The 15,486-nt window shown below is 54.9% G+C and carries 13 protein-coding genes; 3 read left to right on the forward strand and 10 right to left on the reverse strand.

Annotated features, from left to right (window positions below; all coding sequences use genetic code 11):
* Positions 1 to 21 precede the first annotated feature (21 nt).
* Entirely contained in the window at positions 22 to 1,251 is a 1,230-nt protein-coding gene (locus PL263_RS02985; RefSeq protein ID WP_278211632.1) for an RNA polymerase sigma factor RpoD/SigA, read from the reverse strand.
* A 91-nt stretch (positions 1,252 to 1,342) separates the two neighbouring features.
* On the opposite strand from PL263_RS02985, the gene PL263_RS02990 reads away from it, so the two are divergent.
* Positions 1,343 to 2,245 (forward strand): B12-binding domain-containing protein, encoded by a 903-nt coding sequence (locus PL263_RS02990; protein ID WP_140912646.1) that lies wholly within the window; start codon positions 1,343 to 1,345, stop codon positions 2,243 to 2,245.
* Positions 2,246 to 2,281: 36 nt separating this feature from the next.
* Here the strand turns inward: PL263_RS02990 and PL263_RS02995 are convergent, their stop codons facing one another.
* From PL263_RS02995 to PL263_RS03010, 4 genes are read right to left on the reverse strand one after another with little or no spacing between them, the layout of a single operon-like run.
* Positions 2,282 to 2,926 (reverse strand): MBL fold metallo-hydrolase, encoded by a 645-nt coding sequence (locus PL263_RS02995; protein ID WP_278211633.1) that lies wholly within the window; start codon positions 2,924 to 2,926, stop codon positions 2,282 to 2,284.
* Between the two features lie 17 nt (positions 2,927 to 2,943).
* Positions 2,944 to 3,540 carry a hypothetical protein gene (locus PL263_RS03000; RefSeq protein ID WP_278211634.1) on the reverse strand — a complete coding sequence of 199 codons (597 nt, stop codon included), beginning with the start codon at positions 3,538 to 3,540 and terminating at the stop codon, positions 2,944 to 2,946.
* Entirely contained in the window at positions 3,501 to 4,691 is a 1,191-nt protein-coding gene (odhB, locus tag PL263_RS03005; RefSeq protein WP_278211635.1) for a 2-oxoglutarate dehydrogenase complex dihydrolipoyllysine-residue succinyltransferase, read from the reverse strand. Before odhB ends, PL263_RS03000 begins: the two co-directional genes overlap by 40 nt.
* Positions 4,681 to 7,518 carry a 2-oxoglutarate dehydrogenase E1 component gene (locus PL263_RS03010; protein WP_278211636.1) on the reverse strand — a complete coding sequence of 946 codons (2,838 nt, stop codon included), beginning with the start codon at positions 7,516 to 7,518 and terminating at the stop codon, positions 4,681 to 4,683. The genes odhB and PL263_RS03010 overlap by 11 nt, the downstream gene beginning before the upstream one ends.
* A gap of 130 nt (positions 7,519 to 7,648) precedes the next feature.
* Here PL263_RS03010 and PL263_RS03015 point away from each other — a divergent pair, with 130 nt between their 5' ends.
* Positions 7,649 to 8,365 (forward strand): DUF2914 domain-containing protein, encoded by a 717-nt coding sequence (locus PL263_RS03015; protein ID WP_278211637.1) that lies wholly within the window; start codon positions 7,649 to 7,651, stop codon positions 8,363 to 8,365.
* Between the two features lie 62 nt (positions 8,366 to 8,427).
* The gene (locus PL263_RS03020) at positions 8,428 to 8,745 is read left to right on the forward strand and encodes an H-NS histone family protein (RefSeq protein ID WP_278211638.1); all 318 of its coding nucleotides are present in this window, start codon (positions 8,428 to 8,430) and stop codon (positions 8,743 to 8,745) included.
* On the opposite strand, the gene PL263_RS03025 is transcribed toward PL263_RS03020, so the two are convergent.
* The 5 genes from PL263_RS03025 to PL263_RS03045 all read right to left on the reverse strand — a co-directional run bounded on the left by PL263_RS03025 (position 8,738) and on the right by PL263_RS03045 (position 15,435).
* Positions 8,738 to 9,517, reverse strand: a complete 780-nt coding sequence (locus PL263_RS03025; RefSeq protein WP_278211639.1) for an alpha/beta hydrolase — start codon at positions 9,515 to 9,517, stop codon at positions 8,738 to 8,740. The genes PL263_RS03020 and PL263_RS03025 overlap by 8 nt on opposite strands.
* Positions 9,498 to 10,526 carry a M14 family zinc carboxypeptidase gene (locus tag PL263_RS03030; protein WP_278211640.1) on the reverse strand — a complete coding sequence of 343 codons (1,029 nt, stop codon included), beginning with the start codon at positions 10,524 to 10,526 and terminating at the stop codon, positions 9,498 to 9,500. The genes PL263_RS03025 and PL263_RS03030 overlap by 20 nt, the downstream gene beginning before the upstream one ends.
* 22 nt (positions 10,527 to 10,548) lie before the next feature.
* Positions 10,549 to 12,270, reverse strand: a complete 1,722-nt coding sequence (locus PL263_RS03035) for a lysophospholipid acyltransferase family protein (RefSeq protein ID WP_278211641.1) — start codon at positions 12,268 to 12,270, stop codon at positions 10,549 to 10,551.
* Positions 12,271 to 12,479: 209 nt separating this feature from the next.
* The gene (pntB, locus tag PL263_RS03040; protein WP_278211642.1) at positions 12,480 to 13,868 is read right to left on the reverse strand and encodes a Re/Si-specific NAD(P)(+) transhydrogenase subunit beta; all 1,389 of its coding nucleotides are present in this window, start codon (positions 13,866 to 13,868) and stop codon (positions 12,480 to 12,482) included.
* A gap of 10 nt (positions 13,869 to 13,878) precedes the next feature.
* Positions 13,879 to 15,435 carry a Re/Si-specific NAD(P)(+) transhydrogenase subunit alpha gene (locus PL263_RS03045; protein WP_278211643.1) on the reverse strand — a complete coding sequence of 519 codons (1,557 nt, stop codon included), beginning with the start codon at positions 15,433 to 15,435 and terminating at the stop codon, positions 13,879 to 13,881.
* Positions 15,436 to 15,486 lie beyond the last annotated feature (51 nt).

Consider the following 15,486-nt stretch of genomic DNA (forward strand, 5'->3'; position numbering starts at 1 on the left):
CTGAGTCATTGATTGTTATTGTTAACCGTCCTTGGGTTCGAGAAATAGCATAAGGTCAAAGCCGAACTGTTGTTTCAATTTTTTTAACGCTTCGTTCTGGATTTGCCGGACTCGTTCTCGAGTAACATGCAGTTGGTCGGCAACGGCTTGCAAAGTCATTTCCGTGTGATCGTGCAAGCCGAAGCGCATCGTCAGAATCGCTGCCTGTTTTTCCGGTAACGACGCCACCGCTTTGTCGACGTATTGAGCTAGATCGTTGTCGATTAGTTCATCGAGCGGCAGACTGAACTGGTGCTGTTGCATCTTAGCCATCAGATCCAGACCGTCGTCTTCGTCGCCGATTGTCGCGTCCAGGGAGTGTGTGGATTGGTAATAACTGCTGATGGTTTTGATCTCTTGTTCGGTCAGGTCGCAGCAAGCCTTGAGCTCGGCGATGCTTGGCCAGCGTTCGGTCTTTAGGTAGCAGTTGCGCATGGCCTCGAACACTACCGAGGCTTTTTCCGCCAAGGCCACCGGCAAACGCACGATTTTTTCCTGTTTGACGATCAAGCGCGATATGGCTTGTTTGATCCAATAGATAGCGTAAGTCGAAAAGCAGATGCCGCGTTCCGCATCGAAACGGTCGACCGCTTTAATCAAGCCGACCAAGCCTTCTTGCATCAGATCGTCGAAACTAAGGTTGTTGGTTTTGTATTTGTGGGCCACGAACGCCACCAATCCGGTGTTGGCCGATATGGTTTGCTGGCGGATGGTTTTCAATTCGCGAATTGCCAGTTTGAGTTCGGCTAAATAGTCCGCGTGTAGGGTGGGATCTGCGGCCAGCGTTTTCAGGATGTCGCCGGCGCTATCGATCAGGAACACCGGCAACAAGTGCAAACTGTACAACAACTGGTTTACTGTACGCCGGTGGGGGTCCAAAAGTTGTACAATGTTTTGCGGTTGTACAACTTCTTGCGCGGCTTTGAAGTTGGCTGCGGTATTTTGTACAAGTGACTCTTGCTTGTACAACAGTTCTATCAGGCGCTTGGCTTCGTCCGAATTTTTCGCAATCATCAATTCGGAGCAATCGATGCCGCGCTGCAGTTCGTTGAGTAAACGTTTGGCTATCAGCGGACTAACCTGCTGATTATCAAGCAATAACTGGTTGAGACGGTTCCGGGCTTGCTCCATGCGCACGCTTAAGGTGCCTGGCTCGGCATCCGCGATAGTGACTGTCTCGCTAGCAAAGGATAGTGCGGCTGTATTAGACATAATCGTTTCGCTCGTTGAATTAAGTTGTTGGCAAATACGTTACTAGATTGTAAAATGTTTGTCAAAATAAAATATGTACAAAACGTGAACAATGTACTCAATTAAAGCCATTACATCGTTAACGGGTTTGACACCGGAAACGCTAAGAGCCTGGGAACGCCGCTATGCTTGTGTCACGCCGGCGCGCAACGACACCGGCAGGCGTTTCTATTCGCAGCAGGATCTGGACAAGTTGACGCTGTTGGTGAACTTGACCGGGCAAGGGCATTCCATCGGTAAACTCGCCGGTCTGAGCTGGCAACAGCTCAGCGATTTGCAAAACCAGTCTGAACTACAGCAGCGGCGCGAGCCGGTGCCGTTTCTGGAGCAAATTGCGGATGCCTTACGCGAATACCGTATCGAACGTTGCGAGCAGTTGTTGAAGAAAGCGTTGCTGGTCAGCGAGCCGTTGGACTACGCCCGCGACGTTTTGTTGCCGGCGATGCAAAAGGTCGGGGATTTGTGGCACCGGGGCAAAATCAACATCGCCCAGGAGCATATGTTCTCGTCCTGCGTGAAACGCATCGTGCTCAGTATGGTGAACAATCTGCATCGCCATTCCCGCAACAATCCGGGGATTATGTTGGCCACGCCCAGCGGCGAGCCGCACGAATTCGGCATATTGGTCAGTTGCTTGATCGCCGCGGCGCAGAACTACAATTGCTATTACCTGGGTGCAGATTTGCCGGCGGAAGACATCATCGAAGCAGCGCGGCACTTGGCGCCTGAGTTATTGGTGATCGGCATGGTGAAAACCCCGCCGGAAGCGGTTACGGTCGAGCATTTGCACCGACTGCTGGATGCGGCGCGGCAGGACGATTTGAAAGTCTGGTTGGGCGGTGGCGGTGCTTTGTATTTGCTGGGCGCGGAAGATCCTGCGGTCGCCAACGTAGATGTCGTCTCCGACATTGACCAATTCAACGCCAAGATCCGGCAGCAGCGGATTTCACATTAAACCGGCCGGTAGGCCGGCACTATTACCGCAGCGTCGCTAAGAAGCGACGAATTGGCCGACGTAAGGGTTGCTGCGCATTTCGGCGCCGAAAGTCGACATCGGGCCGTGGCCGGGAATGAATCTGACGTCTTCGCCCAGCGGCCAGAGCTTGTTGACGATCGAATCAATCAAGGTCTGGTAATCGCCTTTCGGGAAATCGGTGCGGCCAATCGAACCTTTGAACAGCACGTCGCCCACCAACGCCAGTCGTTCCGTCTCGCTGAAAAACACCACATGGCCGGGGGTATGGCCAGGGCAGTGGAGGACCTGCAACACTTCGTTGCCGATCTTGACCGTGTCGCCGTCGTTGAGCCAGCGCTGCGGCGTGAAGCCGGCCGACTGCGGAAAGCCGAACATGCGGCATTGTTCCGGTAACAATTTGATCCAGAAATCGTCTTCCAGCTGCGGTCCGATGATCGGTAACGACAATTTGGCGGCCAACTCCGCCGTGCCGCCGACATGATCCAGATGGCCGTGGGTCAACAGTAAGGCCTCCAGTTCGACTCCTTGTTTTTTTACTTCGCTGAGCAACAAATCAATGTCGCCGCCCGGATCGACCAAAGCGGCTTTATGGGTTTGTTCGCAGACGAGCAGGGTGCAGTTTTGTTGGTAGGCTGTGACGGGGATGATGGTGTAGCGCATGGAAGTTGAATTGAGGGTTAGTCCCTGGCACCTTGACATTTCTGGTTTTGTTCAGTGAGGCGGCCGTTTTTTAGAGTGATATCAGCTGTTGATTTTCTAGTTGGAAAATTCGGCGCATCATTCTCTGTATTTTCCAGAACATCAAGCGTGAAAACCTTATCACCATGGGTGTTTAAATAGGTTGTTTTTACATCAAGCTTCGGGATTGTCCGGCACCCCTTGCCGCCTACAGGCATGAAGTCAACCAATGGGTAACTATCTGGTTTGCCATTCTCGCCTTCTCCAAATTCGAAAACAGCCAGATATTGAGTCCAGCCGTTGCCGCCGGTGTAACCTTCAAGAGTAAAAATTGCCAGAAAGTTAACCGCAATTGAATTTAGGCTGATGGCTTGTACTTCCCAAGATTTCGACGGAGAGGAGCCGTATGAGTCACTTAATAATTCAGTCAGCTTTTTTATTTGAATCTCTAGCTCAGTAGGGATACCGGATTTTGTGGTTTCGGCATGCCCTATTGAAATGAAGCAAGTTAACAAAACAACTAACCCAAAGAATCTCATATAAATGCAACCGATTTTTAGATGTTCAACAGCAAATGCGCCGGAGCTTCCAAGCATTCCTTGATGATGCCGAGGAATTGCACCGCTTCCTTGCCGTCCACCAGACGGTGGTCGTAGGACAAGGCCAGGTACATGATAGGCCGGATCACGATTTCGCCGTTCTCGACCACCGGCCGGTCCTTGATCGCATGCATGCCCAAAATCGCGCATTGCGGCGGGTTTAAGATCGGTGTGGACAACATCGAGCCGAAGATGCCGCCGTTGGTGATGGTAAAGGTACCGCCGCTGAGGTCTTCGACACTGATCGAGCCGTTGCGGGCTTTGTTGCTGAAGTCGTGGATGCCTTTTTCGATGCCGGCGAAATCGAGCTGGTCGGCGTCGCGCAAAATCGGCACGATCAAGCCGCGCTGGGTGGTGACGGCGATACCGATGTCGTAATAACCGTGATAGATGATGTCGTTACCGTCGATCGAGGCGTTGATGGCCGGGAAGCGTTTCAAGGCTTCGATGGACGCCTTGACGAAAAACGACATGAAGCCGAGTTTGATGTTGTGCTTGGCTTCGAACCGGTCTTTATATTGGTTGCGCAGTTCGATGACCGCTTTCAGGTTGACTTCGTTGAAGGTGGTTAACATTGCCGCGTTTTGTTGGGCCTGCAACAGCCGCTCGGCAACCTTGGCCCGCAACCGGGTCATTGGTACCCGTTGCTCAGGCCGCAATGCGGCAATAGCCGTCGCGGAAATCGGAGAATGGCTACTGTCGGCCGCTGAAGCAACCACGGCGGGCGCCGGTTCCGGCTGCACTTGCTGGTCTTGCAAATAGTCCAGCACGTCGCTTTTCAGAATCCGGCCGTGTTTGCCGGAGCCGTGGATTGAGCTTGGGTCCAGTTCCTTTTCGGCTACCAGTTTGCGGACCGACGGGCTGAGCGGCGCTTCCTCCGGCTTTGCCGCCGGCGCGGCCGTCTTGGCGCTCTGCACATCGAGCTTGGCCAGCAACTGGCCACCGACGACGGTTTCGCCGTCTTGAACGACGATGGCTTCCAGTGTGCCGGATTTCGGGGCCGGCACTTCCAGAATCACTTTATCGGTTTCCAGGTCGGCCAGATTTTCGCCTTCGTTGACCCATTCCCCGGCCTGTTTGTGCCAAGCGACCAGCGTGGCGTCGGACACCGATTCGGGGAGGCTGGGTACCAAAATGTCAAAGCTCATGTTTGTTTCCTTCGTTGTTTCCGTAAAGAGCGGCATGAACTACCGCACGTTGTTCTTGCAAGTGGGTTTTGTAATTACCCACCGCCGGCGCGGCGCAAGGCGGTCGGCCGGCATAGTGAATCGGGATGTTGTTGTCCACCAAATCGAAGAAATGGTGTTTGCTTTGGTACCAGGCGCCCTGGTTTTTCGGTTCTTCCTGGCACCAGTAGATTTGTTCCAGATTGGGGAATTTGTCAATCTCCTGTTTAAAGCGGTCGTTCGGGAACGGGTACAGTTGTTCGATGCGGACGATCGCCACGTGCTTCAGGTCGTCCGCGCGCCGGGTTTCCAGCAAGTCGTAGTAAACCTTGCCGGAGCAGAGAATCAAGCGGGTGACGTGAAATGGATCGATATCGTCCTGTTCGCCGATCACGGTCTGGAATTCGCCGTTAACCAGTTCGTCCAGTTCCGACACCGCCAGTTTATGACGCAGCAGGCTTTTCGGGCTCATTACAATCAGCGGTTTGCGGTATTCGCGCACCACTTGCCGGCGCAGCAAATGGAAAATTTGGGCTGGCGTGGTCGGCACGCAGACCTGGATATTCTGGTCTGCGCACAGTTGCAGATAGCGCTCCAGGCGGGCCGAGGAATGCTCCGGGCCCTGGCCTTCGAAACCGTGCGGCAACAGCATCACCAAGCCGCTGAGTTTGCCCCATTTGGTTTCGCCGGAACTGATGAATTGGTCGATCACGACTTGGGCGCCGTTGGCGAAATCGCCGAATTGCGCCTCCCAGATGATTAGTTTGTTGGGTTCGGTCGAGCTGTAGCCGTATTCGAAGCCGAGTACGCCTGCCTCCGACAGCAGCGAGTTGAAAATTTGCGCCCGGCCCTGGTTTTCGGCCAGCTGCTTCAGCGGTATGTAATTTTCGCCAGTGGCTTGATTCAGCAAAATAGCGTGGCGGTGGGAAAAGGTGCCGCGGCCGATGTCCTGGCCGGTCAGACGTAAGTCGTAACCGTCCATTAGCACGGTGGCGTAGGCCATGTTCTCGGCAAAGCCCCAATCCATCGGCATTTCGCCGGCCGCCATTTTGTTACGGTCTTCCATGACTTTGGCGACGCGCGGATGCAATTCGAAACCCTCGGGCAAGGATTGCAGGCGCTGGTTGCAGAACCGAATTCGCTCCGGCGTGACGGAAGTATCTGCCGGAATGTCCCAGTGTTTGTTCAGAAACCGTTCCCAGCGTGCCGAGTAAGAATAGGCCTTGTTTTCGATGATGGGCCGCGAAACCGGCAAGCCTTCGTTCAGTTGTTGCAGATAATGTTGTTCCAGTTGCTGCACCCCGGCCTCGTCGATAACGCCGTCGGCGATCAGTTTCTGCGCGTAGATTTGCGGCGGCGTCAAATGGTCGCGGATGGCTTTGTACATCATGGGCTGGGTGGCAGCCGGCTCGTCGGCTTCGTTATGGCCGTGGCGGCGGTAGCAGATCAAATCGATCACCACGTCTTTATGGAAGGTGTTACGGTAATCCAGCGCCAATTGGGTGATGAAAATGACCGCTTCCGGATCGTCGCCGTTGACGTGGAACACGGGCGCCTGAATCATGTTGGCTACGTCGGTACAGTATAAGGTAGAGCGGGCGTCGAACGGATTGCTGGTCGTAAAACCGATCTGATTATTGATAACGATATGTACCGTGCCGCCGGTGGAAAACGCCCGAGTTTCCGACATGTTCAGAGTTTCCATGACGATGCCCTGGCCGGCAAACGCCGCGTCGCCGTGAATTAAAATCGGCACGATCGCATCGATGCCGCCGACGCCGTGCCGGTCCTGGCGGGCTTTGACCGAGCCTTCCACCACTGGATTGATGATTTCCAGATGCGACGGGTTGAACGCCAGTGTCAGATGGATCGGGCCGCCCGGTGTGGCGATGTTCGACGAGAAACCCTGGTGGTATTTGACGTCGCCGGTCAGTACGCCGGGGGAAGAGGTGTGGGTGCCTTCGAATTCGCCGAATAACACGGCCGGGCTTTTGCCGAGTATATTAATAAGTACGTTGAGCCGGCCGCGGTGAGCCATGCCGATGACAATTTCCTTGAATTTGTGTTCGCCGGCGCGTTGAATCAATTCGTCGAGAATCGGGATCAGCGATTCGCCGCCTTCCAGCGAGAAGCGTTTTTGGCCGACGTATTTTCGGTGCAGGAATTTCTCCAGGCCTTCGGCGGCAATGAGCAGTTTCAGTAGCCAGATGCGTTTTTCCGGGTGGCTGGAGAAGTCGGGTTTTGCCCCTTCCAACTTGTTCTTGATCCAGCGTTTGGATTCGTCGTCGACGATGTGCATGTATTCGCTGCCGATGCTGCCGCAGTAGATTTCCTTCAAGGTCTGCAGGATGGCTTTCAGTGGCAGGCGGTCGATACCGCACAGGCCGCCGGTATCGAATAAGGTGCTCATATCCGCTTCGGTCAGGCCGTAATACAAGGGCTCCAGATCGGCCGGGACGGTCGGTGAGCCGCGTAACGGATTGTTGGCGGCGATTTGGTGGCCTTTGACCCGGTAGTGGTTGATCAAGCGAGCCACGGCGGATTGCTTCTTTACGCTTTGTTCGGTAAAGCCCTGCATCCGGGCCAGTTTGCCCGGTTCGGCGATAGCCAGTTTCTCGAACCGGTCGACAATCGCGCTGTGCGGCGTGTCTTCTGCCGAGCCGCTGCGGATGGCGTCGAAGCGGGCGCGCCAACTGGGGCTTATGGTATCCGGCGCATTCAAGTATTGTTCGTACAGGTATTCGACGTAGTGGGCATTGCCGCCGTACAGCGAGGAGGATTCTTCGAATTCTTTAAGCAAGCTACTCATTGCAAACGTCCTGGTTATCGGCAAGTTGAAGTCAATTATGTTAGAGCGAAAATGCTATATTACCAAGCGTCGGGTGATGATAGCGGTCGCGGTTTCGGCGCAAGTTCTGTTTTATTAATAAGGCAAAGGCATGACGGATAATAGAGTCGTTATAAAAATAAACTACGATAAAACTAAAACGGCAAAGCAGATAACTCCGCCGCAGACTATTACTGTTTGGCATACCGGAAGAATCGCTATTGCCTTGGTTTTACTGCTGCTATTTTCGCTGTTTTTGTACTTTACGTTTAGCGGATCCGAGCAGCCGGGCAATACTCAGACCGATACGGCTGGAAAAGTTCAAGAGCCTGAGTCGAATCAGATTTCCAGCGCAAACAACTCGGAGCCGCCTGCGGCCGATGGCTTGGCTATTAATAAGGTGTATACCAAGGAGATTCCGCTTGCACAACAGTCGCAAGCGGAGAACACCAAAACCGAGCTGCTGGGCACGCGTCCGCTGGGCATTATTTTCGATCGCCGGGTGATTCGCGCTTCGCTGAATACCCGATTGAAAGATAACGAACCCGACCAGCCAATAGCAGGAGCGTTTGCCGTGGTAAAGGGAAAACCTATAGAGTTGTTTTATTTTACCGAGATAAAAAATCCGGGAAGGCTGGTGTTATTTCACGAGTGGTTGCGAAACAAACAAGTAGTGCAGCATAAACAATTAGATTTGAAAGAAACCCGCTCCAAGGTATGGTCAAGCAAAACTTTGTCGTATAAAGACGTCGGCGAGTGGCAAGTAAGGTTGTCGGATAAGAAAGGTAAGGTATACTCTGAGGTGAAATTTTCATTATCCGCGGAATAATAGTTTTTTTCGCTAAAACTTAGTGATAGAATCCGCGCCGTCTTTTGATTAAAGAGGAAAATATGACTGATTTTAATAAATTATCCGAAGCAGAGTTACAAGCCGTTATCGATAATGCCGAAAAAGCGTTGAAAGAAAGGCAATTCAGCAAACGTAAAGAAGTTATCGCCCAAATTAAAGAGTTGGCCGCGTCGATTGGTGTGACCGTTGATATTCACGACGGCGATAAAAAGTCCGAAAGAAAAGTCTCTAAAGTTGCAGCGCGATACCGCAACCCGAACAATTCGGCATTGACTTGGTCAGGCAGAGGTTTGGCGCCGAAATGGATGCAGGAACTGCTGGCTGCAGGTCGCGATAAATCCGAATTCGAAATCAAGTAATTCCGGATAGTTGCTTCGTCCAATCCTGTAAGCGCTCAGCCACCCAAATGCCGTCGTCCAATATCAGGTCGTGTCCGGCCCAAGGGTGGCTTAGCCATGGAACATTCCACCGGCCATGGATGGCTTTCGAACATTCCTGAGCGACGATTCTGTCGCCTTTTCCGCTCAATAACAGTACCGGAGTTTGGCTTGCGCAAGCAGCCGGCCGATAGCGTGACGCTGCGTACAGTTGACGCAGCGCATTTCTGACACTGACCGGTCTTTGCCGTTGAATATGGGCCCAGGTTTCGGCCAATTCATGGTCGGAGTCGCGGCGGTTACTGGTCAGGCGGATAATCGCCAACTCTCTGCGGTAGACATCCTTTTCCAGCATAATTTGCAGCAAGCGTCGGTAGCTTTGCCAGCGCAGGCGATGAAAGAACGGGCTGAGCCCGGCAAAGCTGGTATTCAACAGCGCAACGCCGGCAATATCGCCCGGATATCGCTGCAACCATTCCCAGGCCACCATGCCGCCCAGAGACAGCGCCAGAAGGTTGACCGGCCGCTGCAGCATACCGGCTTCCGCCGCCCGTTGACGTACCCATTCGCTGATCTCTTCGATCCGCCTCGGGCTGGTCTCACGGTGGAACGTGCCGGCGCCCGGTAAATCGATGCAATGGACGGTAGCGGCCGGAAATGCCGATTGCAGCAAGCTGGGGAAATTTCCCCAATGGCCGGCCTCGCGGCACAGACCGCGCAGCAATATCCAGTCTTCAGTGCGGTGGCTGGCCATACCATAACTCCAATGCCTGGCTTTGATTCAGTTCCCGTTGCGACTCGTCGAGTTTCACCCATCGATTTGGGTACAACAAGCATCGAAACAAAAAGTCGAATAAGGTTAAATGCCGGCGCAATATGCGTTGTTGCCGATGCGGTAACAGCGGGTGAAACAAGCCGTGGCGTTGAAATAAATGAGTCGGGCTTTTTCTTAGCCAGAGCCAGGAGCCCATCTCGAGTGTCAGCGGCAAGAACAGCTTGCGTTGCCGGTAGCGGTCGGTGAAGTCGTCGTACAGGTAATCCCATAAATCGCCGCTGATCACATATTCCTGACTCATCGGTTCGATTTTATAAAAATGGTGCGGGTAGCAGCGGTCGAACAACTGTTTCAATGCGTAGGCGTCGGCCAGGTCGGGAAAGGGCGTTTGCCGAGACGCGTACGGAAACCACAGGCGGTCGTGAATACCGAAGCCGGAATGCAGATCCACGGCAATCGCCAGCGGCGCGTCGAACAGGTGCCGGTGCACCACCCGACATAGGGCCTGGGCTTCTTTTTCCATCTTGGATTCGTCGCCGCGGTACCAGGGCAGTTTCGGGCTCAAGCGCTGGCCACTGTATAGCCGGGTATTGCCGTCGCTTTCGATCGGCGAATTGCGCATTAAATCCACCCCGCGGCCGTTACAGCGGGTCCCGCGAAACACGCCGACCGGATTGACCAGGGGCATGAACACCAGGCGAGCTTTGCTTAGACGTTGGTTCAGTTCTTCGTCCCAATCCAGCAACTCGCATAGTGTATGCAGATAGGCCAAAATCACTTCGGAACCGATTTTTTCCAGGCCGTGTACGCCGCCGAAGTAGGCCAGCACCGGCACATCCGGCGCGGTGGAGCCTATCGTCAGACAGTGGATCGGAAACCGGCGGCCGGCATGTTCGACGGTTTCGATGACCTCGCACTGGGCGCGGCTGCCCAAGCGGGCGACAATTGTTTCCAATTGCTCCAGTTCAGGGAATGGACGCTGTTTCATGAGTCGGTCGGTGCGCGGTGGATTACCCGGCCAAGGATTTTTCGATATAACGCTGGCGTTTTTTCGGCGCGATTTTGTCGACTTCGACCATGATCAGGCTGTCGATGCAATTGTTGAAGTCCGGATCGATATTGAAATCGATGAAATGGCAGCCCTTATCCACGCACAATTCCACATATTGTTTGTATAAGGTGGGTACTTTGACGCCGAGTTTTTTCAATTCGCTGTTCAGTACTTTGAAGCTGGTCGAATAGTCGGCATTGAATTCGCTGGCGGCGAAGGCCTGGCCGGCCTCGGAAATGACGAACGGCTTGCGGGCTTTGGTTTGATGCGGCTCGGCACCGAATTGCTGCCGGTAAAAGCCGATGATCAGTTCTTTGGCGGCGTGCGGATAGGCGTTGCTGATGCTGACCGGACCGAACAGGTACTTGATGTCCGGCCGCTCCCGCAGATAAGCGCCGATGCCGTACCACAAATAATCCAGACTATGTTGACCCCAATAACGCGGTTGGACAAAGCTGCGGCCCAGTTCGATGCTGTTGGGCAAGTAATCGACGAACTCGCCGCGCAAATCGAACAGGGTTTGCGTATAAAAACCGTCGATGCCGTGGCTGGACATGATGGCCGGGCCGTCGCCGATGCGATAGGCGCCGACGATTTCCAGATCGTTGTCGTCCCACAATACGATGTGGCTGTAATAGATATCGAACTTATCCAAGTCCAGGGCCAGGCCGGTGCCTTCTTCCACGGTGCGGAAGGTCAACTCCCGCAGCCGGGCAATTTCCTGCATCACCGGGCAGTCGTCCTGGAATTGGTATAAAAAAATCTTTTTGCCGTCGCGGGTCTCGCCCAGCAGGCGTGACTGGTACAAGGCCTTTTTGACCGCCTTGGTATCGGACGGATGCACCACGGTGGCAACGGTATCGAATAGCGGCGCCTTGTTTTTCTTGCCCAGGTTTTGTACGTGCTTGCGAAAGCGCTGGCTGAGTTGTTTGTTGGTTTCCGGGCTGTCGGCGAGCGCTTGGAACGGCACCGGCGCGCCGACCAGGAATTTGATTTCCTGGCCTTTTTTGTTGAACATCTCCTTGACCAGCAACATCGTGCCCAGCGGTTTGTAAAGCGTCGAGGCGCTGTAAAACAAGGCCGAGTTCTTGGCTTTGATATAAATCGGCAGCACCGGCGACTGGGTTTTGCGCGCCAGTTTGACGAACCCACTCTGCCAGGCGCCGTCGCGGATGCCTTTGGGGGTGATGCGCGAGACTTCGCCGGCCGGGAAAAAAATCACGGCTTCTTCGTTTTCCAGCGCATCGATCATGGTCTTATACACGTCCTTGAACTTCTTTTTTTCGGACAGCACGTCGACCGGCAGGAAGATCGATTGCAACGGTTCCATGTGGGATAGCACCCGGTTGGCGACGATGCGTACGTCGGGCCGGACCGAGCGAATCAGTTTGACTAAGGCCAGCCCGTCCAGCGTGCCGATCGGGTGGTTGGCGACGATGATCAGTCGGCCTTCGGCAGGGATGTTGTTGTAGGAGTCGTTACCGATCTGGTAACTGAAGTTGAAGTATTTCAGCAGCTTGTCTAAAAACGCAAAGCCGCGTAAGTGCTGGTTTTTGCGGATCACGTCGTTGAAATCGTCTTCGTGGATCAGCTTTTTCAAAGCTTTGACCACCAATGTGTTGTCCTTGCCTAATTTGAAGTCGGGGTAGGTTTCATGCAGTATGCGTTCGGCGTCGATCATCGAAGAGAGTCCAGAAATAACGGTATGCCGCGAATTCTAGACAGCGAATATGTCAGAAATATGTCAAAGCTGGCGATGGGGCGGGGGCCGGAAAACCGGCTTGAATTCGAATGCCGGCCCGCCTTGGCGTAGACGGGCCGGTTGCGATGTTGTCGGCGAGAACTTTATAGGCTTGCCGAAAACTGATCTCGTGGAGCTTGGCCGGTAAATCAGCCTTGCAGCGCCTTTAATAAAGCCTGCAATTTATCGTTGGCGTCGCCGAACAGCATCCGGGTGTTGTCGTGAACGAACAGCGGGTTGCCGACCCCGGCATAGCCCGACGCCATCGAGCGCTTCATGACGATGGTGGTGCCGCCTTTCCAGCATTCCAGTACCGGCATGCCGGCAATCGGACTGTTGGGATCGTCCAGGGCCGACGGGTTGACGATGTCATTGGCGCCGATGACGATAGAGACGTCGACGTGGGGGAAGTCCTCGTTGATTTCGTCCATCTCGAACACGATGTCGTACGGCACTTTCGCTTCCGCTAACAACACGTTCATATGACCCGGCATCCGCCCGGCGACCGGATGGATCGCGAAGCGCACTTTCTTGCCGTGGCTGGTCAGGTATTTGGTAATTTCATTGACCGTATGCTGGGCTTGCGCCACCGCCATACCGTAACCGGGGATGATGACGATGTCCTTGGAATCGCGCAGCAGTTGCGCGGTTTCCTCGACTTCGATCGGTTGTACTTCGCCGACGACTTCCGCCGCTTCGCCACCGGTGCTGCCGAAACCGCCGGCGATCACGCTCAAGAAGTGACGGTTCATCGCCCGGCACATGATGTAGCTCAGAATTGCGCCGCTAGAGCCGACCAGCGCGCCGGTGACAATCAGCAGGTCGTTGCTGAGCATGAAGCCGGTGGCCGCCGCCGCCCAGCCCGAGTAGCTGTTCAGCATCGAGACCACCACCGGCATATCGGCGCCGCCGATGGCCATGACCATATGCACGCCGAACACCAGGGCGATGGCAGTCATGATCAGCAGCGGGGTCATGCCCGCACCGCTTTCGGCACCCTCCAAGTAAACACCGCCCAAGATGAAGGTGGCGACGAACATGGCCAGATTCAGCCAGTGGCGGGCCGGTAACAAAACCGGCTTGCCATTGATCTTGCCGCACAGTTTGCCGAAGGCGATCACCGAGCCGGAGAAGGTAACAGCACCGATAAAAATACCGATGTAAATCTCCAGTTCGTGAATGGTGCGCTCAACCCCAACCAGGGTTTTGGAGTGATCCAGAAAGCTGGCATAACCGACCAGTACCGCCGCCATACCGACCAGGCTGTGCATCAGCGCCACCAGTTCCGGCATTTGCGTCATTTCCACCTTGGCGGCGGCTCGGGCGCCGATGGCGCCGCCGATCAACAAGGCTACACTCAACCAGCCGTAGGCAGTGACATCTTCGCTGAGTACCGTGGCAATGATCGCAATCGCCATGCCCAGCATACCGAAGTAATTGCCGCGCCGCGAGGTATCTTGCCGACTCAGGCCGCTCAAGCTGAGGATGAATAAAATGGAAGCCGCAATATAGGCCATCGTTACCATTCCGTTAGACATTGCGCTTCTCCTATTTTCTGAACATGGCGAGCATGCGCCGGGTGACCAGGAAGCCGCCGGCGATGTTGATCGAAGCGATCAGGATCGCCAGGGCCGATAGGCCGGCGACGATTTCGGTGGCTGAAGACACTTGCACCAGAGCGCCGATGACGATGATGCCGCTGATGGCGTTGGTTACGCTCATCAATGGCGTGTGCAACGATGGCGTTACGTTCCAGATCACCATGTAGCCGACGAAGCAGGCCAGCACGAACACGGTGAAATGGGCCAGAAACGAGGCCGGCGCCACCGCGCCGACCCCAAATAACGCCAGGCCGGCCAATGCCATCGGCAAAAATTGCCTTACTGGCTCCGGTAGCAGCGGTTTTTTCGGTTCGATGGCGGTTTCCGCTACGGCCGCAGTGGCTTTGGGTGCGGCCGACAATTGCGGCGGTGGTGGCGGCCAAGTGATTTTGCCTTCTTTGATGACGGTAGCGCCGCGAATCACTTCATCGTCGAAATTCACATTCAACGTTCCGTCCTTGTTCGGACACAGATCGGTCAACAGGTGGCGCAGGTTGGTGGCATACAGTTGGCTGGACTGGTTGGCCAGCCGGCTCGGCAAGTTGGTGTAACCGATGATGGTGACGTCGTGTTTGACCACGACCTGGTTCTTCTCGGTCAACGCGCAGTTGCCGCCTTGCTCGGCCGCCAGATCGACGATGACGCTGCCCGGCTTCATCGAGGCCACCATCTCGGCGGTGATCAGTTCCGGCGCCGGTTTGCCCGGAATCAACGCGGTCGTGATGATGATGTCGACTTCCTTGGCTTGCTGGGCGAACAAGGCCATTTCGGCGGCGATGAATTCTGCGGACATCACCTTGGCATAGCCGCCGCTGCCGGAGCCGTCTTCCTGGAAATCCAGCATCAGGAATTCGGCGTCCATGCTTTCGATTTGTTCTTTGACTTCCGGCCGGGTGTCAAAGGCACGGACGATGGCGCCCATGCCCTTGGCGGCACCGATCGCGGCCAGACCGGCGACGCCGGCACCGATCACCAGCACTTTGGCCGGCGGGATCTTGCCGGCGGCGGTGATCTGGCCGGTAAAGAAGCGGCCGAAATGTTGGGCGGCTTCGACGATGGCGCGGTAGCCGGCGATGTTGGCCATCGAGCTTAACGCGTCCATTTTCTGCGCCCTGGACATGCGCGGCACGCTGTCCATCGCCAGTACCGTGGCGTTTTTGGCGGCTAATTTCTGCATCAGCGCTTCGTTCTGCGCCGGCCAGATGAAACTGATCAGATGTTGCCCGTCGCGCAGTAAGTCGGCTTCGTCGATGCCGAGTTGCGGATGGTGCTGCGGGGCGCGGACTTTCATGACGATGTCGCTTTGCTGCCACAGTTCCTGGGCCGTACCGACAATCTGCACGCCGGCTGCGCGATAGGCGTCGTCGGAGATGTTGGCGTCTGCTCCGGCGCCGCTTTCCAGCAGCATTTCGAACCCCAGTTTTATTATTTTTTCTGCGGCTTCCGGCGTTGTGGCAACGCGTTTTTCGCCGTCGTAGATTTCTTTGGGAACACCGATTTTCATAATTTCTCCTGTTGTGTGGAGGGATATAACGGATCGCAAAGGCCGAAAAAC

Source organism: Methylomonas sp. EFPC3, from assembly GCF_029643245.1.
GTDB classification, from domain to species: Bacteria; Pseudomonadota; Gammaproteobacteria; order Methylococcales; family Methylomonadaceae; genus Methylomonas; species Methylomonas koyamae_B.

Coding starts and splice junctions, on each gene's coding strand:
- PL263_RS02985 (WP_278211632.1), bottom strand. CDS start 1,251: ATGTCTAATACAGCCGCACTATCCTTTGCTAGCGAGACAGTCACTATC.
- PL263_RS02990 (WP_140912646.1), top strand. CDS start 1,343: ATGTACTCAATTAAAGCCATTACATCGTTAACGGGTTTGACACCGGAA.
- PL263_RS02995 (WP_278211633.1), bottom strand. CDS start 2,926: ATGCGCTACACCATCATCCCCGTCACAGCCTACCAACAAAACTGCACC.
- PL263_RS03000 (WP_278211634.1), bottom strand. CDS start 3,540: ATGCTTGGAAGCTCCGGCGCATTTGCTGTTGAACATCTAAAAATCGGT.
- odhB (WP_278211635.1), bottom strand. CDS start 4,691: ATGAGCTTTGACATTTTGGTACCCAGCCTCCCCGAATCGGTGTCCGAC.
- PL263_RS03010 (WP_278211636.1), bottom strand. CDS start 7,518: ATGAGTAGCTTGCTTAAAGAATTCGAAGAATCCTCCTCGCTGTACGGC.
- PL263_RS03015 (WP_278211637.1), top strand. CDS start 7,649: ATGACGGATAATAGAGTCGTTATAAAAATAAACTACGATAAAACTAAA.
- PL263_RS03020 (WP_278211638.1), top strand. CDS start 8,428: ATGACTGATTTTAATAAATTATCCGAAGCAGAGTTACAAGCCGTTATC.
- PL263_RS03025 (WP_278211639.1), bottom strand. CDS start 9,517: ATGGCCAGCCACCGCACTGAAGACTGGATATTGCTGCGCGGTCTGTGC.
- PL263_RS03030 (WP_278211640.1), bottom strand. CDS start 10,526: ATGAAACAGCGTCCATTCCCTGAACTGGAGCAATTGGAAACAATTGTC.
- PL263_RS03035 (WP_278211641.1), bottom strand. CDS start 12,270: ATGATCGACGCCGAACGCATACTGCATGAAACCTACCCCGACTTCAAA.
- pntB (WP_278211642.1), bottom strand. CDS start 13,868: ATGTCTAACGGAATGGTAACGATGGCCTATATTGCGGCTTCCATTTTA.
- PL263_RS03045 (WP_278211643.1), bottom strand. CDS start 15,435: ATGAAAATCGGTGTTCCCAAAGAAATCTACGACGGCGAAAAACGCGTT.